Genomic DNA, 22,335 nt, shown 5'->3' with positions numbered 1-22,335 from the left:
CATGTCCAACTTTGCCTTCCTCGCCGCCGAGTTCCCTGGTGTTCACGAGTCGGCGCAGGCGGCGGAGCGGCATGCGGTGTCCGACCCGCGCGCGGCCTTGTTCTATGCAGGTCGCACCGTCGAGATCGCGGTGAAATGGGCTTACAAGAATGATCCAGGGCTGAAGCTGCCCTATCAGGACAACATCGCCGCGCTGTTGCACGAGCCGAGCTTCAAGGCCGCTGCCGGGACGGCTGTGTTCGAGAAGGTGAAATATCTCAACCGACTGCGCAACCGCGCCGTCCATGAGGAACGCGCCGTCATTCAAGCCTCCGAGGCTGCGGGCGCGGTCCGAGAGCTCTTCCATATCTGCTTCTGGTTCGCCCGCACCTACGCCCGGCAGGGCAAGCCCGCAGACGGGCTCGCCTTCGACCCAGCGTATCTGACCCGTCGCGACGACATCCTCAGGCGCAGTTTCGCGCAGCTCAAGGCGCAGCAGGCCGAGCTCGACGCGAAGAACGGCGAGCTGACGCGGCTGCTCTCCGACAAGGCCCATCTCGACGAGGAGCTGCTGCGGCTGCGCGCCGAGGTCTCGGCCGCCCGCACGGCCGCCGAGGCGAAGCCGGACAGCCACGACTACCGCGAGGCCGAGACCCGAGACCGCTTCATCGACCTGCTGCTGCGCGAGGCCGGCTGGGCGCTGGACCGGCCGGAAGATATCGAGTTCCGGGTCGAGGGCATGCCGAACGCCGAGGGCGTCGGCTTCGTCGATTATGTGCTCTGGGGCGCCGATGGCAGGCCGCTCGGCCTGGTCGAGGCCAAGCGCACCCGCCACGACGCCCGCCGCGGTCAGCAGCAAGCCAAGCTCTATGCCGATGCGCTGGAAGCACGCTTCGGTCAGCGCCCGGTGATCTTCTACTCCAACGGCTACGAGCACTGGATCTGGGACGACACCCGCTCTCCGCCGCGCGAGATCGGCGGCTTCTACAAGCGAGACGAGCTGGAGTGGCTGATCCAGCGCCGCACGAGCCGCAAGCCGATCGGCCCGGTCAGGATCAACAAGACCATCGTCGAGCGGCCCTATCAGCACCGCGCCATTCGCGCGATTGCGCGCTCCTTCGAGCAGCAGGGCGAGCGCAAGGCGCTACTGGTGATGGCGACCGGCTCGGGCAAGACGCGCACCGTAATTGCGCTGGTCGACCTCCTGATGCGCGCCGGCTGGGTGAAGCGCGTGCTCTTCCTGGCCGACCGCATCGCGCTGGTGAACCAGGCGACCAACGCCTTCAAGGCGCATCTGCCGGACTGCGCGCCGGTCAACCTCGTCACCGAGCGCACGGCGGAGGGGCGCGTCTTCCTCTCGACCTACCCGACGATGATGAACCTGATCGACGGGCGCCAGGACGGGAAGGTCAAGTTCGGCCCCGGCCATTTCGACCTCATCGTCATCGATGAGGCACACCGCTCAGTCTACCAGCGCTTCCGCGCGATCTTCGACTATTTCGACAGCCTCCTCGTCGGCCTCACCGCGACGCCGAAGGAGGAGATCGACCGGAACACCTATTCGCTGTTCGACCTCGAGGACGGCGTGCCGACTGATGCCTATTCGCTCGACCAGGCGGTGGCGGACGGTCATCTCGTGCCGCCCAAGGCGATCTCGGTGCCGCTCAGGATCATGCGCTCCGGTCTGCGCTACGACGATCTCTCAGATGAGGAGAAGGACCAGTGGGACTCACTCGAATGGGGTGAGGAGGAGATCCCGGACACGGTCGATGCGGCCGAGGTCAACCAGCGCCTGTTCAACGAGGACACGGTCGACCACGTCATCGCCCATCTGATGACCAACGGCATCAAGGTCGAGGGCGGCGACAGGCTCGGGAAGACCATCGTCTTCGCCAAGAACCAGGCCCATGCCGAGTTCATCGAAAAGCGCTTCAACGCGGCCTATCCTGGCCTCGCCGGGCATTTCGCTCGCGTGATCACCTTCAGGACCACCTATGCCCAATCCCTGATCGATGACTTCTCGAAGAAGAGCGGCGCACCACACATCGCGATCTCGGTCGACATGCTCGACACCGGCATCGACGTGCCGGAGGTGGTGAACCTCGTCTTCTTCAAGGAGGTGCGCTCCAAGACCAAGTTCTGGCAGATGATGGGCCGTGGCACCCGGCTCTGCGCCGGCCTCTTCGGCCCCAGCCAGGACAAGGAGTTCTTCCGCGTCTTCGACTACTGCCAGAACCTCGAGTTCTTCGGCGCCAGCCCGGAGCTGAAGGAACCGGGCGCAGCGAAGTCGCTCTCCGAACGGCTCTTTGCGGCACGGCTGGACCTGGTGCGTGCGCTGGACCACTCCGAGCCACCGGCTGATGGCTTCGGTGCTGGTGAACAGGCGCCCTTCGAGGCCGGCGGCGCCGCTCCGAGCGAGCCGGAGATCCGGACCGATGCGCTGAAGACGCTGAAGCAGATGGTCGGCGGCCTGAACCCCGACAACTTCATCGTCCGCCAGAATAGGCGCGTTGTCGAGAAGTGGAGCGCAGACCAGGCCTGGAACCATCTCGGCGACGACGAGCGGGCGGAGCTCCTGGATGTCATCGCGCCACTGCCATCTTCGCAGAGCCTCGGCACCGAGGAGGCCAAGCGCTTCGATTTGCTGATGTTCCAGATCGAACTCGCCCTGCTGCGTGGCTCGCAGCGTTTCACCGCGCTCAAGAAGCAGCTGATCGAGATCGCGGCCGCGCTCGAAGCCCAGACCGGGATTCCGGCCATCGCGCAGCAGGCGGTGCTGATCGAGGAGATCCAGGGCGATCTATGGTGGGAGGGCGTCACCGTCCCGCTGCTGGAGCTCGTCCGCCTGCGACTGCGCGGCCTCGTCCAGCATATCGAGAAGGGGCGGAAGGCTGTCGTCTACTCCGACTTCGTGGACGAGATCGGCGAAGGTGTCGAGCACGAGCTGCCGCAGGTCGGCGAGGTCGACTTCGCCCGCTTCAAGTCGAAGGCGCGCCATTTCCTCAAGCAGCACGAGGACCACATCGTGCTGCACAAGCTCCGGCATGCCAGGGTGCTCACGGCAACCGACCTCGCGGAGCTGGAGAAGATGCTGGTCGATGCCGGCATCGGCGACGCGGCGACGATCGAGCGGGCCAGGGAGGTCGGGCACGGCTTCGGTCGCTTCGTGCGCTCGCTGGTCGGCCTCGATCGCCAGGCCGTCAATGAAGCCTTCTCCGAGTTCGTATCACCCGGCACGGCGACGGCTGCACAGATCGAGTTCGTCGGCCTCGTCATCGAGCACCTGACGCATCAGGGCTCGATGGATCCCGGCCTGCTCTACGAGCCGCCCTTTACGGACATCGCGCCGACGGGGCCGGAACAGGTCTTCGACGAGCCACGGATCGGCAAGTTATTCTCGCGGATCCAGGAACTGAACGAGAGCGCGGTGGCATAATGGCCGGCGTTCTCCGCCAAACTCCTACCGTCTGGGCTTTGGCCTTTATCAGTGACGAAAGCGAACAGAAGCTGCGGACGTTCTTCGCTCAGACTTGCGGCATAAAGCCAAGACTTATCGTCAGGGATATGCACGCAACAGTCTATCACGCGCGAAGACCGATGCCGTCCCTCGTGTGTGGTGTAGAGCCTATCACTTTCTCGGTTCCTGGCAGCGAGCTGCGCATGATGGCTATGGCGCCCGGAGGCGAGAATCCGCGGTCAGACATCAATCCACTGGCCCGTTCGATCGGGCTTAGGATCCGTCGCTTGAATGGCGCTGCTGAACCACTATTGAACTTGAGAAGACGAATGCTGGAGCATGAGACCCAAGCGGTGCTGGGCCGACGCTCACCAAGCACCGACAGGGCGAGTGCATTTGGTGCCAGACACTATCAGCCTCACATCACGGCGCTTCGTCCAGGCGCGGTTGCGGATCCCGATCTCTCGTAGTTAGGCAAACTCGTTCGGCAGCACATCGGTTCGATTCAGTTCGATCGCCTCGTTGTTCGTTTTACACCCTCCCAGTCATAGCCTGGATGCAGCATGATTAGCCTCGCGGACGCACCGGTTGCAGCTCTTCTGGAACTTCATGCCGACGTGTTGACGGAGTTGAAGCGACGCGAGGTTGTCCGAAGTGCGAACAACCCAACTGGAGACTATGGCGAGTTACTTTTCTCCAGGGCATTTGATTGGACGCTGAACGCCAACTCGTCGGCAGACGCGGATGCGCTTGGTGCGGATGGAACGCGCTATCAGATCAAGTGCCGACGCCTTGCGTCACCGAAGGGGTCACGCCAACTCGGTTTCATCCGTCGGCTCCCAGAGCGACCCTTCGACAAACTTGCGGCAGTCCTGCTTGACGCGCGTTTCAGAGTCATACGAGCAGCGATTGTCCCGTTCGAAGTGGTCGAACCGCGCGCGGCCTATGTGGATAGCGTGAAAGCCTGGCGCTTCATTCTTCGAGATTCTGTTTGGGACCTGCCGGGCGTGCTCGACGTCACCGGCGAGCTGCGCGCAGCGGAGATAATGATCTGAGCCGGTCCGGGGTTACATCCGACCCAGCCACAGCCCCGCCACGCCCGGCACGATTCGAACGTGTGACCTTTGCCTACGAGAACTGCGCGCGATCCGAAATCCCGCATTGCCGAAGCAGTTGGGATCGGCTATCCAGCCTGCACGGTTAGCGCCCGTAGCTCAGCTGGATAGAGCGTTGCCCTCCGAAGGCAAAGGTCACACGTTCGAATCGTGTCGGGCGCGCCAATAAAATCACCGATTTAGCTACGATAAACTCGCCCTTGCGATCTTGCGAGTTAAGCAGGCCGCCGGATTTCGTGCGGATTGCCGCCCTTCTTTGCTTCAGGAACAGACAGCCCCCGGCAGGTCTGAGAGCTGAAAGCCAATCCTCGGCCTCCAAGGGTCTGGCACGATGGCAGCGGCGCGCCAGAAACTGACGTTGCATCGTTGCCTGAAAGCAAGCTCGCAAGCGGCCCCGAGCTGAATGGCCGTTTTGTCCCCTCTCGAATCGACGAAGCTAACGGGCCGGGCGCATTCCCTGCCCAGGACATTTGATAAATCCCAACGCCCCCTGCGCTTTCTGCCGGTTTCGCGGCCACGCTTGGATTTCGTTTGATCAGGCTTGAATTCGACGGGCGAGACCAGCACGAACAGTCGAGCGAGACGGACACCGATGGTGGCGATGATGAGCGAACACAGCCAGCTCTGGCGGGCGCCCTTACAAGGTGGCGGCCGCTGGCAATATGAGGGCAACGTTCGAATTGACCATGGAGCGTGGATAGGCCGGGGCGCCGGAGGTCTCAAGCGAAGCGGCGTGACGGTCACCGGCGCCATCGCGTCGGGGCGCGGAAACTCCAAAATCGTTGTTCAGATCGGCAGCCAGGATTTCATCGATATCGCGCGGGCCATGTGCGCGGAGAACCGAGAGGCCGCCATACTGGCCTTCTCGAAGGCCATCCTGGAGCACATCGCCCCGGAAGCCCCTTCGCCTGAGCCCGGGCCTCCCGCGGCTTGATGTGATCCCAGTAGGCTTCCTCTCCGCAGATTGTCAGCGGCTGATCTGGATCGGCGATGTGCTCCCAACCGTGGCCTGATCAAGCGCGCCGGCTCGAAACGCCTCCAGGATCGCCGGGCGCAGAGGAAGTTGGCGTAGGTGACGTTGCTCGACAGCTTCGCCTGCACGCCCAAGGCGCCGATCAGCGCCTGCAAAACCTGGCTCTGATCGGCGACGACCAGCTTCGCCCCAGCCGGGATGTGTTGGGAAGCGCTCCATGTGCCGCCGCGCCTCGTGCTCGGCGCGCTCCTGGCCTTCGCGGCGCTGCGCCCGCTCGCTCTGCCCGAACTTGGCGATCAGGTGGCGACAGCAAGCGGGCTGAAGGTCGGTCAGATCCGGGCCGGCATTCAAGTGCCGACACGGTCTCGATCCGTTGCCATGCCTCCTGGGCCCCAGCAGCGCCCTCCAGAAAGCTGGAATGGCACGATTCCTGATTGGGTAAGGCCAGATCAATTAACGGGAACCTCCGAAAGGCATGCAGCCCAATCTGCGGATTCTCATCGTGGACGCGAACCAGGTTCGGGCCGCGATCATCGAGGAGGGCTTGCGCGAAGCGGGCTACGACCAGCTCATCCGCATGACGGCGACGACCGGTCTCGTCGCGGCGATCGAAACCCATGATCCCGATGTCGTGGTGATCGACCTCGAAGACCCCAGCCGTGACGCGCTGGCCGACATGTTCCTGGTCAGCCGGCACGTCCGCCGGCCGATCACCATGTTCGTCGACCAGTCGGATTCGGCTTCGATCGAGGCTGCCGTCGAGGCCGGGGTCTCCGCCTACATCGTCGACGGGCTGAAGAAGGAGCGGATGCAGCCGATCCTGCAGACCTGCATCAGCCGCTTCAACGCCTTCCGCAAGCTGCGCGAGGAGCTCGACGAAGCCCGCTCGCAGCTGGAGGACCGCAAGACGATCGATCGCGCCAAGAGCATCGTCATGCGGCTGAAGGGCCTCTCGGAAGACGAGGCCTATGCCCTGATGCGCCGCACCGCGATGAACGAAAAGCGCAAGCTCGTCGAGATCGCCCGCTCCCTCATCACCGCCGCGGAGATGTTGAAATGACGACGCTGCACCTGCGGGTCGGCTTCATGCCGCTGGTCGATTGCGCGCTGGTCGTCCTGGCGAAGGACGAAGGCTTCGCCGAGGCGGAAGGGCTGAATCTCGAGCTCGTCCGCGAAGTCTCGTGGTCCAACCTGCGCGACAAGCTGAACGTGCGCCTGTTCGATGCCGCCCATATGCTGGGTCCTGCCGCCATCGCCGCGACGCTCGGCATCGGTGGCGTGAAAGCCCCGATGACGGCGCCGCTGGCGCTCAATCGTGACGGGGCGGCGATCACCCTTTCGCTGCGGCGCTTCGAGGAACTCGCGCGGCTGGCCGATGGCGACCTGGCCGATCCGGGCGTCTCGGCTCGGACGCTCGCTGCGATGGTTGCGCGCCGCAAGGCCGCCGGCCTGCCACCGCTGACCTTCGCCGCGGTCTTCGGCTTCTCGACTCATATCTACCTGCTCGGTGAATGGCTGGAAAAAGCCGGCCTCAAGCTCGGCGAGGACATCCGGTTCGAGGTCGTGCCGCCTCCGCAGACCGTCGAGGCGCTTGCCAGCGGGCGGATCGACGGCTTCTGCGCGGGCGCCCCCTGGAATGCGGCGGCCGTCGCGGCCGGCGTCGGCGCGATGGTCCATGCCAGTATCGACCTGCGCCGCGACTGCCATGACAAGGTCCTGGCCTGGCGTGCCGACGATGTCGAGAAGCGCCCGGCCGCCGTTTCGAAGCTCGGTTCCGCGATCCTGAAGGCCAGTGCCTGGGCCTGCTGTCCGGAGAATTTTTCGCGCATGGCGCATCATCTCTCCGCGCCGGACCGGCTTGCCCTGCCGGCAGGGCTCATCGAGCGCATCCTGCATGGCGAATTGATCCAGGGTGCCGACCGGGCGGCACGCAAGGTGGAACGCTTCATCCGCTTTGATCGAGAAGCCTTGCGCCCCGACCCCGACGACGCCGACTGGGTCCTTTCTGGCATGGAGCGGGCCGGGCAGGTCGCGGTGACGCAGCAGACGCGCAATATCGCGCGGGGCGTATTCCTGCCTGCCTCTTTCGAAGGCATTCCCTCCGCAAATCAAGAGTAGCCTATTCGTTAGGCAGCAGCGATCCGATTGTGCACCGCAGCAAGGCACGCAGGCCAGCGATCCTGCGTCACCCATTCCCGAATCTATTGCAATTCCAGTCTACGGCCCCGCGAAGCGGTTGGCACGATCCTTGTAGAGAATGACCCGACGCGGCCAACGCTGCCCGCGCCACCCCCGATCCGGATGATACAGCAACGTCGCTGTCGAATGCGCCTGCCAAGGCGTCTTTCGCGCGGCGTTTTTCGCATTCGGGGGCTGGATCAGGCAGGCGGCTTTTCAGCAACCGAGAGGCGATCGATGACGCAGAGCTTCAAGACCCGGAACAAGGCGGCCGTACTTCCGGCGGTCGATGCCGGCCGGCGGCATTTCCTCCAGCTGTCTGGTACAGCCGCCCTGTTCGCGGCGGCCAAGGCCGCCCTGCCCTCCGGCGCCTTCGCACAAGGGACCGGGCCCGAGGTCAAGGGCACGCGCCTCGGCTATATCGCGCTGACCGACGCTTCGCCGCTGATCATCGCCAAGGAGAAGGGGCTTTTCGCCAAGCACGGCCTGCCGGACATGGACATCGCCAAGCAGGCGAGCTGGGGCGCGACGCGCGACAACATGGCGCTCGGCTTCAAGAACAACGGCATCGATGGCGGCCACATCCTGCGCCCGAAGACGCATCTCTATGCGACCGGCAAGGTGATGCAGAACGGCCAGCCGCTGCCGATGTACACGCTGCTCAACCTCAACGAGGACGGGCAGGCGATCTCGGTCTCCAACGAGTACAAGGACCTGAATGTCCAGAAGGATGCGTCGCCGCTGAAGCAGGCCTTCGAGCGCAAGAAGGCAGCCGGCAAGGAATTGACCGCCGCCATGACCTTCCCGGGCGGCACCCACGACCTCTGGATCCGCTACTGGCTCGCCGCCGGCGGCATCGACCCCGACACCGACATCAAGGTCATCGTCGTGCCGCCGCCGCAGATGGTGGCGAACATGAAGGTCGGCACCATGGACTGCTTCTGCGTCGGCGAGCCGTGGAACGAGCAACTCGTCAACCAGAACATCGGCTACACCGCACTGACCACGGGCGAGCTCTGGGCCCGCCATCCCGAGAAGATCCTCGGCATGCGCGCCGATTTCGTCGACGCGAACCCGAAGGCGACGCAGGCCATGCTGATGGCCGTGATGGAAGCCCAGCAATGGGCGGACAAGATGGAGAACCGCCAGGAACTCGCCGAGATCGTCGGCAAGCGCCAGTGGTTCAACGTCCCCACGAACGACATCAACAAGCGCCTCCTCGGCGACATCAATTACGGCAATGGCCGGGAGGCAAAGGGCACCAATCTCTACATGAAGTTCTGGGGCGAAGGCGGCGCGAGCTCCTATCCCTGGAAGAGCCTGGATACCTGGTTCGTCACCGAGAACATCCGCTGGGGCAAATTCGACCCGACGATCGACATCAAGGCGCTGGTCGACAAGACGAACCGTGCCGATCTCTGGCGCGAGGCAGCCAAGACCTTGGGCGTCGCTGGCGCGCCGACGGCCGATAGCCGCGGCGTGGAGACCTTCTTCGACGGCACGAGGTTCGATCCTGCGGCGCCTCTGGACTATCTCAAGGCGCTGAAGATCAAGCGGGTGGCCTGACGCCATGGCCGAGCCCCTGATCATCGTCGGCAACGGGATGGCGGCGACGCGGCTGGCTGATGAACTCAGCCAGCGCGCGCTCGGGCGCTATTCCGTCGCAGTGATCGGGGACGAGCCGCGATTGGCCTACAACAGGGTGCTGCTCTCGCCCCTTCTGGCGGGCGAGATCGGCGAGCCCGAGATCGAGCTCAAGCCGGCCGCCTGGTGGCGCGCGCGCGGCATCTCGACCTTCTACGGCCGCTCCGTCGACAGCATCGACCGCGCGGCGCGAACGGTAACGCTGCGCGGCGGCCCGACACTGCCCTATGGCAAGCTCGTGCTCGCGACCGGCTCGACGCCGCTCCGACCGCCCTTCCCCGGCGGCGATCTCGCCGGCGTCGTCACCTTCCGCGATACCGCCGATGTCGGCGCGATGCAGGCCTATGCCCGGCGCGGAGCGCGCATCGTCGTCATCGGCGGCGGGCTGCTCGGACTGGAGGCAGCTTACGGGCTCGCGAGAGCCGGCGGATCGGTGACGCTGCTGCATCTCGTCGATCGCCTGATGGAACGGCAGCTTGACCATGAAGGCGCCGGCCTGCTCGCCGCAGCCATGGCCGCTCGGGGCATTGATGTCCGCCTTTGCGCGGAGACGAAAGGCTTTCGCGGCGTAGGGCACGTCGAGGCCGTCGAACTCGCCGACGGAACGGAAATCCCTGCCGATCTCGTGGTGATCGCCATCGGCGTGCGCCCGAATACCGGGCTCGCGTGGACTGTGGGCCTGAGCGTCGGGCGCGGCATTCTGGTCGATGACGGCCTCGCCACCGACGATCCCGCCATCTTCGCCATCGGCGAATGCGCGGAGCATCGCGGCCTTGCCTACGGGCTGGTCGAACCCGCCTATGAGCAGGCGCGGGTCCTGGCCACGCGGCTCGCCGGCCAGGATGCGGCCTATAGGGGCTCGCTGCTCGCGACCAACCTGAAGGTCTCCGGCGTCGGCGTCTTCTCGGCGGGCGAGTTCGAGGCCGGCGACGGCGCGGAGATGGTCGTGCTGCGCGATCCCTCGGCGGGCATCTACCGCAAATTCGTGCTGCGCGAGGGCCGTCTCGCCGGCTGCGTCCTCGTCGGCGATACGCAGGGAGCGCTGTTCTATCTCGGGCTGATCCGCTCGGGCCGGGACATCGGCGCGATCCGCGCGGACCTGCCCTTCGGCGAGAGTTATTGCGTCAGGGAAGCCGCCTGATGCGCCACGACGCTCCCCTCGCTCCGGCCGCGACGCGTACGACCTGCCCCTATTGCGGCGTCGGCTGCGGCGTTCTCGCGACACCGGACGGGCTGGGCGGCGCCGCCATCGCCGGCGATACCGAGCATCCGGCGAATCGCGGGCGGCTTTGCTCCAAGGGCTCCGCGCTGGGCGAGACGCTCGGACTCGGCAACCGGGTGCTACATCCGCTGAAGCGCAATCGAGACGGCGGGTACGACAGGATCGGCTGGGGCGATGCGCTCGACGCCGTCGCCGCTGGTCTGCGGATCATCATAGCCACGCACGGCCCGGAGGCGATCGCCTTCTACCTCTCGGGCCAGCTTCTGACCGAGGACTACTACGTCGCCAACAAGCTGGCGAAGGGCTTCATCGGCACGCCCCATGTCGATACCAATTCGCGGCTGTGCATGTCGTCGACGGTCGCGGCCCAGCGCCGGGTCTTCGGCTCGGACACGGTGCCCGGCGCCTATGAGGATTTCGACAGCGCCGACCTGATCGTTCTCGTCGGCTCGAACACCGCCTGGTGCCATCCGATCCTGTTCCGGCGGATGCAGGACAACCGGCGCGAGCGCGGCGCGCGCGTCGTCGTGCTTGATCCGCGCATTACAGCGACCGCTGAAGACGTTGACATGATGCTGGCGTTGAAGCCGGGCTCCGACTCAGCGCTCTTCGCGGGGCTGCTCGTGCATCTCGCCGCGCGCGGCCTCATCGACCGCAGCTATGTCGCGCGCCATGTCGCGGGCTTCGACGAGACGCTCGCCAATGCGCGCGAGATCGCGCCCGACATTGCCTTGGTCTCCGCCGTCACCGGCCTTGCAGCCGAGCAGATCGCGGCTTTCTACGAGCTCTGGGCCAGCACGCCCCATGTCGTCACGGCCTGGAGCCAGGGTGCCAACCAGTCGGCGCAGGGCACCGACAAGGTCGCAGCGATCCTGCACTGTCACCTGGCAACCGGCCGGATCGGGCGGCCCGGCTGCGGCCCCTTCTCGCTGACCGGCCAGCCCAACGCCATGGGCGGACGCGAGGTCGGCGGGCTCGCCAATATGCTCGCCGCCCATATGGGCTACGCACCCGACGAGATCGATCGCGTCCGGCGCTTTTGGCAGGCACCGAACATTGTGCGACGCGAGGGCCTGAAGGCCGTCCGGATGTTTGAGGCCGTCGCCCAAGGCGACATCCGCGCGATGTGGGTGATGGCGACGAATCCGGCCGTCTCCCTGCCGAATGCGGACATGGTGCGCGCTGCGTTCGCCAGTCTCGATCTCTTCATCGTCTCCGAGAACGTGCTCTCCAACGACACGCTCGCAGCGAAGCCACACTACATCCTGCCGGCGGCGGCCTGGGGCGAGAAGGACGGCACCGTCACCAATTCCGAGCGCCGCATCTCGCGCCAGCGCGCGTTCCTACCGCTGCCCGGCGAGGTGAAGCCGGATTGGTGGATCGTCTGCGAGGTCGCGAAGCGCCTCGGCTTCGGTGCAGCTTTCACTTTCGCCGGCCCGGGCGCGATCTATGCCGAGCACGCCGCGCTCTCCACCTTCGAGAACGAGGGTACGCGCGATCTCGACATCGGTGCTCATGCCGGCCTCGGCAAGGCCGCCTATGATGCGTTGCCGCCGGTGCAGTGGCCGGCTCCGGCTCATCGGCCTGAGGGCACCGCACGGCTTTTTGGTGACGGCAGTTTCTTCGGCCCCGGTGGCCGCGCCCAGATGCGCCCGCTCGCCGCTCCGAAGCTTGCAGCGACCGTGAGCGAGGCCTTTCCGCTGCTGCTCAACACCGGCCGCGTGCGCGACCACTGGCATACGATGACGCGGACCGGCCTCAGCCCGCGGCTCAGCGCGCATATCGCCGAGCCCTCGGTCCATGCGCATCCGGCCGACATCGCCCATTTCGGGTTGATCGAAGGCGGCTTCGCGCGCCTCGTCAGCTGCCATGGCAGCGCAGTGCTCAAGGTCGTGGCCGATGCGGGTGTCGGCGAAGGCTTGCTCTTCGCGCCGATCCACTGGTCGGGAGAGACCGCCTCGGACGCCCGGATCGGCGCCCTGACGCAGCCGCTCTGCGACCCCTTCTCCGGCCAGCCCGAGATGAAGGCGACGCCGGTTTCCATCGCACCGGTCGCCTATCGCTTCGAGGGCTTCGTCCTGTCGCGCGATGCCTTCGCGCTGCCCGAGCAGAGCTGGTGGGCGCGGCTCGCCGTTCAGGGCGGCGAGGGCCGGCTGTTCGCCACGGACGCTTCCATCGACGCCTTGGCGACCCTGATGCGCGAGCGTTTCGGCGCGGAAGGGCTGACCGAGCTGATCGACCGCGACGGCGGCAGCTATCGCTGTGCCGTGCTCCGGGACGGCCGGCTCCAGGCCGCCCTCTTCCTTGCACCGGCAGGGCGCGCGCCGCTTTGGGACACGGTCAAGGCGATATTCGCCGATCCGGCGGTCATCGTGGAGAGCCGGCTCGCCCTGCTCTCGGGGCGCGTTCCCGGCGGAGCCGACCCAGGCCCGACTGTCTGCGCCTGCTTCGGTGTCGGCCTCAACGCGATCCGCGCCGCCTTCGAGGCCGGCGCCGCGACGGCCGAGGAGATCGGCCAGAAACTCAAGGCGGGAACCAATTGCGGCTCCTGCCTCCCCGAAATCCGCCGCATCGGCGCGCAGACGCGCGCGAACGAGGCGGCATGACGAACGCGACGGACAATCTCGGCCAGAGGAGCGAGCGGAACATGGGTCAGCCTGTCTTGAAAGGCGCGACGGCCGGTGCGGCCGTCGTGACGCTTCCCGCCAAGCCGCCGGAGGTCGTCGTCTTGCCCGCCGCTACGCTGAAGCCCTTCGCGCCGAGGCTCGTCCCCTGGGGGAAGAGCGCGCTCGTCAACCTGCTGCCGCCGCTGATCACGGTCGCGCTGATCCTGCTGTTCTGGCAGCTCGCGGCTGCCGGCCCGCAATCCTCGCTGCCGCCACCCACGAAGATCTGGGAAGAAGCGAAGGACCTGATCGTCGAGCCGTTCTACTGGGCCGGCTCGCAGGATATCGGGCTGGGCTGGCGCATCCTCGTCTCGCTCCAGCGGGTCGCGATCGGCTTCAGCCTCGCCGCCGTCGTCGGCGTGCTGCTCGGCGCACTCGTCGGCCAATCAGTCTGGGCGATGCGCGGCCTCGATCCCGTCTTTCAGGTGCTGCGCACCGTGCCGCCGCTCGCCTGGCTGCCGCTCTCGCTCGCCGCCTTCCGCGACAGCCAGCCCTCGGCGATCTTCGTGATCTTCATCACAGCGATCTGGCCGGTGATCATCAACACCGCCGTCGGCATCCGCAACATCCCGCAGGATTACCGCAACGTCGCGCAGGTGCTGCGGCTGAACCAGATCGAGTTCTTCTACAAGATCATGGTGCCCTCGGCCGCGCCCTACATCTTCACGGGCTTGAGGATCGGCGTCGGCCTGTCCTGGCTCGCCATCGTCGCGGCGGAAATGCTGACCGGCGGCGTCGGCATCGGCTTCTTCATCTGGGATGCGTGGAACTCGTCCCGCCTGTCCGACATCATCGTGGCGCTGGTCTATATCGGCGTGGTCGGCTTCCTGCTCGACCGCCTCGTCGCTCTCGTCGGCCATGTCGTCACCCGCGGCACCGCGACCAACTGAGGAGCGAGGCAATGAGCTATCTCAAGATCGACCATGTCGACAAACGCTTCCAGCGCGGCGCTGCTGCGACGGAAGTGCTCAAGGATGTCAGCCTCGTCATCGACAAGGGCGAGTTCGTCTCGATCATCGGCCATTCCGGCTGCGGCAAGTCCACCCTGCTCAACATCGTCGCGGGGCTGACACCGGTCAGTGCGGGCGCGATCCTGCTCGAGGGCAAGGAGGTCAATGCGCCCGGCCCCGACCGCGCCGTCGTCTTCCAGAACCACTCGCTGCTGCCCTGGCTCACCGTCTACGACAATGTCGCGCTCGCCGTGAACAAGGTCTTCGGTCGCCGGAAAAGCAAGGCCGAGCGGCATGACTGGATCATGCACAATCTCGACCTCGTCCAGATGGGCCATGCCAGGGACAAGCGTCCCGGCGAAATCTCCGGCGGCATGAAGCAGCGCGTCGGCATCGCCCGGGGCCTCGCGATGGAGCCGAAGATCCTGCTGCTCGACGAGCCGTTCGGCGCGCTCGACGCTTTGACCCGCGCACATCTGCAGGACTCGGTGATGCAGATCCATGCCACGCTCGGCAACACCATGATCATGATCACCCATGACGTGGACGAGGCCGTCCTGCTCTCGGACCGGATCGTGATGCTGACCAACGGCCCCTCCGCCCGTATCGGCGAGGTGCTGGATGTGCGCCTGGCCCGCCCGCGCAAGCGGCTCGAACTGGTCTCGGACCGCACCTACATCGCCGCGCGCGAGGCCGTACTGAAGTTCCTCTACGAGCGCCATCGCTTCGTCGAGGCGGCGTGACGGCGCCGGCCATGAGCGACGATTTCACCCCCGACCAGAAGCGCTATCTCGAAGGCTTCGTCAGCGGCATGCAGTCGGCCCGCACGGCGCGGGGCCTGGGCCCGCTCGGCGGCGCGTCCGGCAGCGCTCCGGCGAAGCCTAGCGGTCCCGACCGGGAGCATGCCGAGGCGCAGGCGCGGACGGTCGCGGACGGCGGCAAGCTCGTCGATCAGGAGAAGTGGAAGGCAGCCGAACACCCCTTCGACGCCTATGCCCGTTTCAAGGAGCAGGCCGCCTCCGGCATCTATCCGAAGCCCGAGGACAATTTCCGCTGGCGCTATCACGGCCTGTTCTACGTGGCCCCCGCGCAGAACAGCTATATGTGCCGCCTGCGCATCCCGAACGGCATCCTCAAGGCTTGGCAATTCGCCGGGGTCGCCGATCTCGCGGAGGCTCTGGGCGGCGGTTATAGCCATGTCACGACACGCGCCAATCTCCAGGTGCGGGAAATTTCTGCAGAAAACGGTGCAGCTTTTCTCGAAGGCCTCGCCGATCTCGGGCTCACGGCCAAGGGCTCCGGCGCCGACAATATCCGCAACGTCACGGGCTCGGCGACGGCCGGGATCGATCCGCTGGAACTGCTGGACACACGCCCGCATGCCCGCGCCTGGCACCACCACATCCTGAACGACCGCTCGCTTTATGGGCTGCCGCGCAAGTTCAATGTCGCCTTCGACGGTGCCGGCTCGATCGCGACGCTGGAAGATACCAACGATATCGGCTTCCAGGCGATCGATGTCATGGAAGGAGCCTTGTTCGAGGGGCAGCCGGTCGCGCCCGGCATCTGGTATCGCCTCGCGCTCGGCGGCATCACCGGCCACAAGGACCTCGCCCGCGATACCGGTGTGATCGTCGCTCACTCGGACGCGATCGCGGTCGCGGATGCGATCGTGCGCGTCTTCGTCGCCAACGGGAACCGCACCGACCGCAACAAGTCCCGGCTCAAATATGTGCTCGATGCCTGGGGCTTCGATAAATTCCTGACCGCCGTAGAGGAGAAGCTCGGCCGCCGCCTGATCCGGCTCGACGGTGCCTTCGTCAAGCCGCGCCCCGTCTATGACCGGCTCGCCCATATCGGCATCCACGCGCAGGTGCAGGCGGGCCTCAACTGGATCGGCGTGGCGTTGCCCGTCGGCAAACTGACAGTGCAGCAGATGCGCGTCATCGCCTCCATCGCCAATCAGTGCGGCGACGGCGATATCCGCCTCACCGTCTGGCAGAACCTGCTGATCTCCGGCGTGCCGGATGCGAAGGTCGATGACGTGCTGGCCAATCTTCAGGCCGTCGGCCTCTCCGCTGAAACCTCGGTTCTGCGAGCCGGGCTGATCGCCTGCACCGGCGCGACGGGCTGCAAATTCGCCGGAGCCCATACCAAGGAGGATGCGCTCGCCATCGCCGCTTATTGCGAGCCGCGCATCACGCTCGATACGGCCGTGAACATCCACCTCACCGGCTGCCATAACTCCTGCGCCCAGCACTATATCGGCGATCTCGGGCTGATCGGCGCCAAGGTCCCGGTCAATGACGAGGGCGACACCGTGCCCGGCTACCATGTCTTCGTCGGCGGCGGCTTCGGCGTCGAAGGCGGCATGGGCCGGGAATTCCGGACCAATGTGAAGGCGGAGGATACACCCGCGCTGGTCGAGGCGATCCTGCGCAGCTGGCAGACGCACCGCGCCGCGCCGGACGAAAGCTTCGTCGCCTTCGCCCGCCGCCATGAGATCGCGGCGCTGCAGATCCTGGTCGAGCAGATCGGAGACGCGGCATGACCGTGCAGAGCCCCAATCCGATCGTTCAGGTGCTGCCCGAGACCGCGCCCTTCAGCCAGGAGCAGCGCTCCTGGCTGAACGGCTTCTTCGCCGGGCTGCTCTCGCTCGACAATGCCGGAGTGACGGCGCTGTCACCGGCCGAGAACGCCGCCGTCATGGCGGAGGCGGAAGACGGCGCGCCCTGGCACGACCCATCGCTGGAGATGGCCGAGCGCATGACGCTGGCCGAGGGCAAGCCGCTGCCGCGCAAGCTCTACGCTGCCATGGCGCAGCAGGATTGCGGGCAATGCGGCTATGTCTGCGAGACCTATTCCGCCGCCATTGCCTCGGGGGCCGAGGGCCGGCTCAATCTCTGTGCGCCCGGCGGCAAGGAGACGCTGCGCCAGATCAAGGCACTGGTGGAGGAAACCGGCGCCTCCGCCCCATCTGCACCGACCGAAGCCGCGCCCGTGGCGGAACTGGGCCCCAAGGGCCGCTGCCGCGAGAACCCGGCGCTCGCGACCTTCCTCTCGCGCCGCAAGCTTAATGGTGAGGGGTCAGAGAAGGAGACCTGGCATGTCGAGTTCGATATCTCCGAATCCGGGCTCGACTACATCGTCGGCGACGCGTTCGGCATCGTCGCGCAGAACGATGTCCGCCTCGTCGATGCGGTGATCGCTCTGCTGGGCGCCCGTCCGGATGCCGAGATCGGCGGCAAGTCCCTGCGCGACAAGCTCATGGCGGATTGCGCGCTCGGCCCCGCCCCGGACGCGCTGTTCCAGCTCATTTCCTACGTCACCGGCGGTGAGGCCCGCGCCAAGGCCAGGCGCCTTGCCGCCGGCGAGGACCCGGATGGCGACCTCGACCGGCTCGACGTGCTCGGCGCCCTGCACAAGTTCTCGCAGGCGCGGCTCTCGGCCGAGGCCTTTGTCGAGGCGCTCGATCCGCTCCAGCCGCGGCTCTACTCGATCTCGTCCTCGCATCTCGCCACGCCCGGCCGGATCACGCTGACGGTCGATGCGGTGCGCTACAAGGTCGGCTCACGCCCGCGCTGGGGCGTCGCCTCGACCTTCCTTGCCGAGCGCGTCGCGCCCGGCGACAAGGTGCCGGTCTATGTTCAGCGCGCCCATGGCTTCGGCCTCCCGGCCGATCCGACAACGCCGGTCATCATGTGCGGACCGGGCACGGGCATCGCGCCTTTCCGCGCCTTCCTGCACGATCGGCAGGCAACGAAGGCGCCGGGCCGCAACTGGCTGTTTTTCGGCCATCAGCGCCGGGCCTGCGACTTCTTCTACGAGAACGAGCTGCAGGCGATGAAGGATCGGGGCTTCCTGACCAACCTGACGCTGGCCTGGTCCCGCGACGGCGAGAAGGTCTATGTCCAGGACCGCATGCGCGAGCGCGGCGGCGAATTATGGTCGTGGCTCGATAACGGCGCGCATTTCTATGTCTGCGGCGACGCCAAGCGCATGGCAAAGGATGTCGAGCGCGCGCTGATCGACGTGGTCGCGGAACATGGTGGGCATTCAGCGGAAGACGCGATCGCCTATATCGCTGCTTTGCGGAAGGCAGGCCGCTATCAGGCGGATGTCTATTAGAAGTGGCCGGCGGCCAGTTGCGTGGGCGGTGGGTTGGGCCAATCCCACCTTCCTTTCGAACTCGACCCGGCCGACGCAGCCGATGGTCGAGTGTCTGCGAGCGCCGTCATCGAACGCGCCGGCACCGGCATCGTCGGGAGCGGGGCGCCGTTAGGATTCGATGACGCATCCGAGGCGCGTGAGTGTGGCGTCGATCCAGCTGCGATCATCCTTGCCCTGCTCGATCGCCTGCATCTTCTTCTCCTCCATCGCATGCTTCTTGTGCGCGGCGGCATAGATCGCCTCGGCCTGGTCGAAGGGCACGCAGAGAATGCCGTCATCGTCGCCGATGACGAGATCGCCGGGTTCGATCACCATGCCCTCGATCGCGATCGGGACGTTGATCTCGCCGGGGCCGTCCTTGTAGGGGCCGCGATGGCTGATGCCGGCGGCATAGATCGGCAGGTCGTTCTCGCGGATCCAGGCGGAGTCGCGCACCGCTCCATTGAGCACGATGCCCGCGATACCGCGTGTGCGGGCATGGGCGATCATCAATTCGCCGATCAGCGCATTGGTAAGGTCACCGCCGCCATCGACGACGACGACGTCGCCGGGGGCCGCGAGGTCGAGCGCCTTGTGGATCATCAGGTTGTCGCCAGGCCGCGTCTTCACCGTGAGCGCGGGACCCGCCATGACGCCGCCGCGATGCAACGGGCGGAGAGAGGCACCGCCGGCGGTCATGCGCGACATGGAATCGCTGACATTGGCGACCGGGACCGTGCGGAAGCGCTCGACGAGATCGGGGGCGACCTGGCGGCGGCGCTTGAGGATGCGAAATCCGATCATGATACGTCCTTGGGTGTCGTGGCTGGCCGGCGCGGCGATCCGGATGGCGCAGCGGTTGGGAGGAGGTTGTTCTGCGAGGGCGGGTCGTGCCGGCGCGCTCAGGTCGCGCCGGCCTCCTCCTCGTCGACGCGGGCCTTGCCGCGGCGGATGGCGGGCAGGGCCATGCTGACGAGCAGCAGCAGCGAGAGGGAGAGGAAGGTCAGGCTGATCGGGCTCTTCACGAAGATCGAGAGATCGCCTTCCGACAGGAGCAGCGCCCGGCGGATGTTCTCTTCCATCATCGGGCCGAGCACATAGCCCAGCACCAGCGGGGCGGGCGGGCATTTCAGCTTGGCCAGCACATAGCCGAGCACGCCGATCGCCGCGCAGAGATAGACGTCGATCGCGCTGTTGTTGAGGCTGTAGTTGCCGAGCGCGCAGAACATCACGATCGCCGGGAACAGCCAGCGATAGGGGATGCTGAGCATCCGGACCCACAGGCCGACCAATGGCAGGTTCAGCGCGACGAGCAGGGCATTGCCGATGAACATGCTGGCGATGACGCCCCAGAACAGTTCGGGGTTGCGCGCCATCACGGTCGGGCCGGGCTGGACGCCGTTCATGATCAGCGCGCCGAGGATCAGCGCCATGGTTGCGCTGCCGGGAATGCCGAGCGTCAGCGTCGGGATGAAGGCGGTCTGCGCTGCCGCATTGTTGGCGGCTTCCGGCGCGGCGACGCCCTCGATCGCGCCCTGTCCGAAGCGGGACGGGTCCTTCGCCAGCTTCTTCTCCAGCATGTAGGAGGAGAAGGACGAGATCGACGGTCCGGTGCCGGGCAGGATGCCGAAGAAGGCGCCGATGGCGGTGCCGCGCAAGGTCGGCAGGAACGAGGCCTTCAGGTCGCTCCAGCGCGGCATCAGGCCGCCGACGTTTTTCGTGAAGACCTCGCGCGCTTCCTTCTGCTCCAGGTTGATGACGACCTCGGAGATCGCGAACATGCCGACCGCCAGCACGGTGAAGCCGATGCCGTCGGCGAGCTCGGGCAGGCCGAAGGTGTAGCGTTCGACGCCGGAATTCACGTCGGTGCCGACGAGGCCGATCAGCAGGCCGACAACGACCATGGCGAGCGCCTTGACCATGTCGCCCTGGCTCAGCACCGAAGCCGCGATGAGGCCGAGCACCATCAGGGCGAAATAGTCTTCGGCACCGAAGCGAAGCGCCCAGGAGGCGAGCGGCACGCCGAGCGCGACGATCAAGAGCGTGCCGATGCAGCCGGCGACGAAGGAGGAGAGGGCGGCGATCGCCAGCGCGGCGCCGGCCCGGCCGCGGCGCGCCATCTGGTAGCCGTCGAGGCAGGTCACGGCCGACGAGGTTTCGCCGGGCAGGTTGACCAGGATCGCCGTGGTCGAGCCGCCATATTGCGCACCGTAATAGATACCGGAGAGCATGATGACGGCGGAGACCGGCGGCAGGCCGAAGGTCACCGGCAGCAGCATCGAGATCGTCACCAGCGGGCCGACGCCCGGCAGCACGCCGATCAGGGTGCCGAGCAACACGCCGAGGAAGCAGTAGGCCAGGTTCTGTAGCGACAGGGCGACGCCGAAGCCGAGCACGAAGTGATCGATGATCTCCATGGCTCAGAAGTTCCAGGCGAAGAGGGCGTAGGGTAGCTTCAGGCCCCAGATGAAGACGGCGGCGGCGAAGGCCGACATCATCATCGTCAAGACAAGCACCTCCAGCGCCTTGAACTCATGGCCGGCGCGAGCCGAGACGAAGAACAGGCCGGCGAGCGCCGGCACGAGGCCCAGGCGCTCGAGCAGGAAGCCGAAGAGCAGGAGCGAGGCGCTCAGCAGGAAGAGCGGCAGCCAGGCCCAGCCGCCTTCGACCGGCATGCAGGTGCGCAGCCCCTTGAGGAAGGTGACGATGCCGAAGCCGATCAGGACGAGGCTGAGAATGCGCGGGAAATAGCCCGGGCCCATATCGATCGTGGTGCCGAACTTGTAGCCAAGCGCAATCGCGAAGCCGAGCGCGCCGAGCCCCATGAACAGCAGGCCAGCGAGGGCGTCCTGGTTCTTGAAGATGCTGGTTTTCATGACCGATATCCGACGTGGTGCCGGGCGGCGCGGCTTGGCGCCGCCGGGACACAGGCTTTCCGGGATCGATGTGCAAGGCCGGGATACCGCCGCTTTCAGGCGCGGCATCCCGGTGCTTCAGTCATCGGCTCAGTCGGCGACCTTCACGTCGGCCGCCTTGATCACTGCGGTCCATTTCGGCACGTCGGACTTGATCAGCGCGGCGAACTCCTCGCTGCTGCCGCCGAGAGCCTCCGCGCCTGCCGAGCGCAGCTTGGCCTGGGTGTCGGGCTGCTTCAGTACCTTGTTGAGCTCGGTATTGATCCGGGCGACGATCGGCGCGGGCACGCCGGTGGGCGCCGCCAGGCCCCACCAGGTCACGGCCTCGGAGTTCTTCAGGCCTTTCTCCTCAAAGGTCGGGACATCCGGCAGGTCGGCGTCGCGCTTGGTGGCGAAGACCGCGATCGGGCGCAGCACGCCTTCCTTGATCTGCACCATCGCGGAGGGCACGGACGATATGTAGATTTCCACGCGCCCGCCGAGCAGGTCCGGCAGGGCCTGGGCCGCGCCCTTGTAGGGGATGTGACGGAATTTGACGCCAGCGATCTGCTGGATGAGCTCGCCGGCCAGATGCGAGCTGGTCCCGACGCCCGGCGAGGCGAAGGTCAGCTTGCCGTCCCTGGCTTTGGCGGCGGTGAGCAGGTCCTCGACCGTCTTGATCGGCGAATCCTTGGCGACGACGAGGACCTGCGGCGCGGAGGCCACGAGGCCAATCGGCGCAAAGTCCTTGATCGGGTCGTAATTGGCCTTGCCGAGGATCGGGTTGATGACGAGGTTGGCGTTCTGGGCGAGGACGATGGTGTAGCCGTCCGGGGCCGCCTTGCCTGCGAGGCTCAGGCCGACGCTGCCGCCGCTGCCCGGCTTGTTGTCGGCCACCAGCGTCCAGCCGGTGCTCTCGCCGAGCTTCTGGGCGATGACGCGCGCGACGACGTCCGTGCCGCCGCCCGGCGGAAACGGAATGACGAGGCGGATCGGCTTTTCCGGATATTGCTGGGCAGATGCCGTCGTCGCGAGCGCCGACAGGGCCAGTGCGGCGAGCGCCTTGTAGACAATCCTCATGGTCGTTCCTCCCGTTTGCTTATGGTTG

The 22,335-nt window shown here is 66.3% G+C and carries 16 protein-coding genes and 1 tRNA gene; 13 read left to right on the top strand and 4 right to left on the bottom strand.

Annotated features, from left to right (window positions below):
* The first annotated feature begins 1 nt into the window (after window position 1).
* The 13 genes from NUV79_RS16615 (at window position 2) to NUV79_RS16555 (ending at window position 18,312) form a co-directional block, all read left to right on the top strand.
* A complete protein-coding gene (locus NUV79_RS16615) occupies window positions 2-3,415 on the top strand; it encodes a DEAD/DEAH box helicase family protein (RefSeq protein ID WP_257734205.1) in 3,414 nt (1,137 codons plus the stop codon).
* A 584-nt stretch (window positions 3,416-3,999) separates the two neighbouring features.
* Entirely contained in the window at window positions 4,000-4,491 is a 492-nt protein-coding gene (locus tag NUV79_RS16610) for a hypothetical protein (protein WP_257734203.1), read from the top strand.
* A 148-nt stretch (window positions 4,492-4,639) separates the two neighbouring features.
* A tRNA-Arg gene (locus NUV79_RS16605) sits at window positions 4,640-4,716 on the top strand.
* Between the two features lie 436 nt (window positions 4,717-5,152).
* Entirely contained in the window at window positions 5,153-5,485 is a 333-nt protein-coding gene (locus tag NUV79_RS16600) for a hypothetical protein (protein WP_257734202.1), read from the top strand.
* Window positions 5,486-5,999: 514 nt separating this feature from the next.
* Window positions 6,000-6,584, top strand: a complete 585-nt coding sequence (locus tag NUV79_RS16595; protein WP_257734201.1) for an ANTAR domain-containing response regulator — start codon at window positions 6,000-6,002, stop codon at window positions 6,582-6,584.
* A complete protein-coding gene (locus NUV79_RS16590; RefSeq protein ID WP_257734200.1) occupies window positions 6,581-7,642 on the top strand; it encodes a CmpA/NrtA family ABC transporter substrate-binding protein in 1,062 nt (353 codons plus the stop codon). Before NUV79_RS16595 ends, NUV79_RS16590 begins: the two co-directional genes overlap by 4 nt.
* A 297-nt stretch (window positions 7,643-7,939) precedes the next feature.
* Window positions 7,940-9,268 (top strand): CmpA/NrtA family ABC transporter substrate-binding protein, encoded by a 1,329-nt coding sequence (locus NUV79_RS16585; RefSeq protein WP_257734199.1) that lies wholly within the window; start codon window positions 7,940-7,942, stop codon window positions 9,266-9,268.
* 4 nt (window positions 9,269-9,272) lie between these two features.
* A complete protein-coding gene (locus NUV79_RS16580) occupies window positions 9,273-10,487 on the top strand; it encodes an NAD(P)/FAD-dependent oxidoreductase (protein WP_257734198.1) in 1,215 nt (404 codons plus the stop codon).
* A complete protein-coding gene (locus tag NUV79_RS16575) occupies window positions 10,487-13,174 on the top strand; it encodes a nitrate reductase (RefSeq protein WP_257734197.1) in 2,688 nt (895 codons plus the stop codon). Before NUV79_RS16580 ends, NUV79_RS16575 begins: the two co-directional genes overlap by 1 nt.
* 41 nt (window positions 13,175-13,215) lie before the next feature.
* Window positions 13,216-14,124 carry a nitrate ABC transporter permease gene (ntrB, locus tag NUV79_RS16570; RefSeq protein WP_374679287.1) on the top strand — a complete coding sequence of 303 codons (909 nt, stop codon included), beginning with the start codon at window positions 13,216-13,218 and terminating at the stop codon, window positions 14,122-14,124.
* Between the two features lie 11 nt (window positions 14,125-14,135).
* Window positions 14,136-14,927: an ABC transporter ATP-binding protein gene (locus NUV79_RS16565; protein ID WP_257734195.1), complete on the top strand. Its 792-nt coding sequence runs from the start codon at window positions 14,136-14,138 to the stop codon at window positions 14,925-14,927.
* A gap of 11 nt (window positions 14,928-14,938) precedes the next feature.
* Window positions 14,939-16,735 (top strand): NirA family protein, encoded by a 1,797-nt coding sequence (locus NUV79_RS16560; RefSeq protein ID WP_257734194.1) that lies wholly within the window; start codon window positions 14,939-14,941, stop codon window positions 16,733-16,735.
* Window positions 16,732-18,312, top strand: a complete 1,581-nt coding sequence (locus NUV79_RS16555) for a sulfite reductase subunit alpha (RefSeq protein WP_257734193.1) — start codon at window positions 16,732-16,734, stop codon at window positions 18,310-18,312. The genes NUV79_RS16560 and NUV79_RS16555 overlap by 4 nt, the downstream gene beginning before the upstream one ends.
* A 150-nt stretch (window positions 18,313-18,462) precedes the next feature.
* Here NUV79_RS16555 and NUV79_RS16550 read toward each other — a convergent pair whose 3' ends face one another.
* The 4 genes from NUV79_RS16550 to NUV79_RS16535 form a co-directional block, all read right to left on the bottom strand.
* Entirely contained in the window at window positions 18,463-19,140 is a 678-nt protein-coding gene (locus NUV79_RS16550) for an RraA family protein (RefSeq protein WP_257734292.1), read from the bottom strand.
* Between the two features lie 95 nt (window positions 19,141-19,235).
* Window positions 19,236-20,750, bottom strand: a complete 1,515-nt coding sequence (locus tag NUV79_RS16545; RefSeq protein ID WP_257734192.1) for a tripartite tricarboxylate transporter permease — start codon at window positions 20,748-20,750, stop codon at window positions 19,236-19,238.
* A 3-nt stretch (window positions 20,751-20,753) separates the two neighbouring features.
* On the bottom strand, window positions 20,754-21,209 hold the full coding sequence (locus NUV79_RS16540) for a tripartite tricarboxylate transporter TctB family protein (RefSeq protein ID WP_257734191.1): 456 nt from the start codon (window positions 21,207-21,209) through the stop codon (window positions 20,754-20,756).
* Window positions 21,210-21,338: 129 nt separating this feature from the next.
* Window positions 21,339-22,307: a Bug family tripartite tricarboxylate transporter substrate binding protein gene (locus NUV79_RS16535; protein ID WP_257734190.1), complete on the bottom strand. Its 969-nt coding sequence runs from the start codon at window positions 22,305-22,307 to the stop codon at window positions 21,339-21,341.
* Window positions 22,308-22,335 lie beyond the last annotated feature (28 nt).

It is taken from the genome of Allobosea sp. 47.2.35, from assembly GCF_024655635.1.
In the GTDB taxonomy this organism is placed as follows: Bacteria; Pseudomonadota; Alphaproteobacteria; order Rhizobiales; family Beijerinckiaceae; genus Allobosea.
Note: the sequence above shows the minus strand (reverse complement) of the source record. Positions and strands in the feature narration are given on the sequence as shown.

Excerpts from the sequence above, each read along its gene's own strand:
- NUV79_RS16615 (WP_257734205.1), top strand. The coding sequence starts at position 2 with ATGTCCAACTTTGCCTTCCTCGCCGCCGAGTTCCCTGGTGTTCACGAG.
- NUV79_RS16610 (WP_257734203.1), top strand. The coding sequence starts at position 4,000 with ATGATTAGCCTCGCGGACGCACCGGTTGCAGCTCTTCTGGAACTTCAT.
- NUV79_RS16600 (WP_257734202.1), top strand. The coding sequence starts at position 5,153 with ATGATGAGCGAACACAGCCAGCTCTGGCGGGCGCCCTTACAAGGTGGC.
- NUV79_RS16595 (WP_257734201.1), top strand. The coding sequence starts at position 6,000 with ATGCAGCCCAATCTGCGGATTCTCATCGTGGACGCGAACCAGGTTCGG.
- NUV79_RS16590 (WP_257734200.1), top strand. The coding sequence starts at position 6,581 with ATGACGACGCTGCACCTGCGGGTCGGCTTCATGCCGCTGGTCGATTGC.
- NUV79_RS16585 (WP_257734199.1), top strand. The coding sequence starts at position 7,940 with ATGACGCAGAGCTTCAAGACCCGGAACAAGGCGGCCGTACTTCCGGCG.
- NUV79_RS16580 (WP_257734198.1), top strand. The coding sequence starts at position 9,273 with ATGGCCGAGCCCCTGATCATCGTCGGCAACGGGATGGCGGCGACGCGG.
- NUV79_RS16575 (WP_257734197.1), top strand. The coding sequence starts at position 10,487 with ATGCGCCACGACGCTCCCCTCGCTCCGGCCGCGACGCGTACGACCTGC.
- ntrB (WP_374679287.1), top strand. The coding sequence starts at position 13,216 with ATGGGTCAGCCTGTCTTGAAAGGCGCGACGGCCGGTGCGGCCGTCGTG.
- NUV79_RS16565 (WP_257734195.1), top strand. The coding sequence starts at position 14,136 with ATGAGCTATCTCAAGATCGACCATGTCGACAAACGCTTCCAGCGCGGC.
- NUV79_RS16560 (WP_257734194.1), top strand. The coding sequence starts at position 14,939 with ATGAGCGACGATTTCACCCCCGACCAGAAGCGCTATCTCGAAGGCTTC.
- NUV79_RS16555 (WP_257734193.1), top strand. The coding sequence starts at position 16,732 with ATGACCGTGCAGAGCCCCAATCCGATCGTTCAGGTGCTGCCCGAGACC.
- NUV79_RS16545 (WP_257734192.1), bottom strand. The coding sequence starts at position 20,750 with ATGGAGATCATCGATCACTTCGTGCTCGGCTTCGGCGTCGCCCTGTCG.
- NUV79_RS16540 (WP_257734191.1), bottom strand. The coding sequence starts at position 21,209 with ATGAAAACCAGCATCTTCAAGAACCAGGACGCCCTCGCTGGCCTGCTG.
- NUV79_RS16535 (WP_257734190.1), bottom strand. The coding sequence starts at position 22,307 with ATGAGGATTGTCTACAAGGCGCTCGCCGCACTGGCCCTGTCGGCGCTC.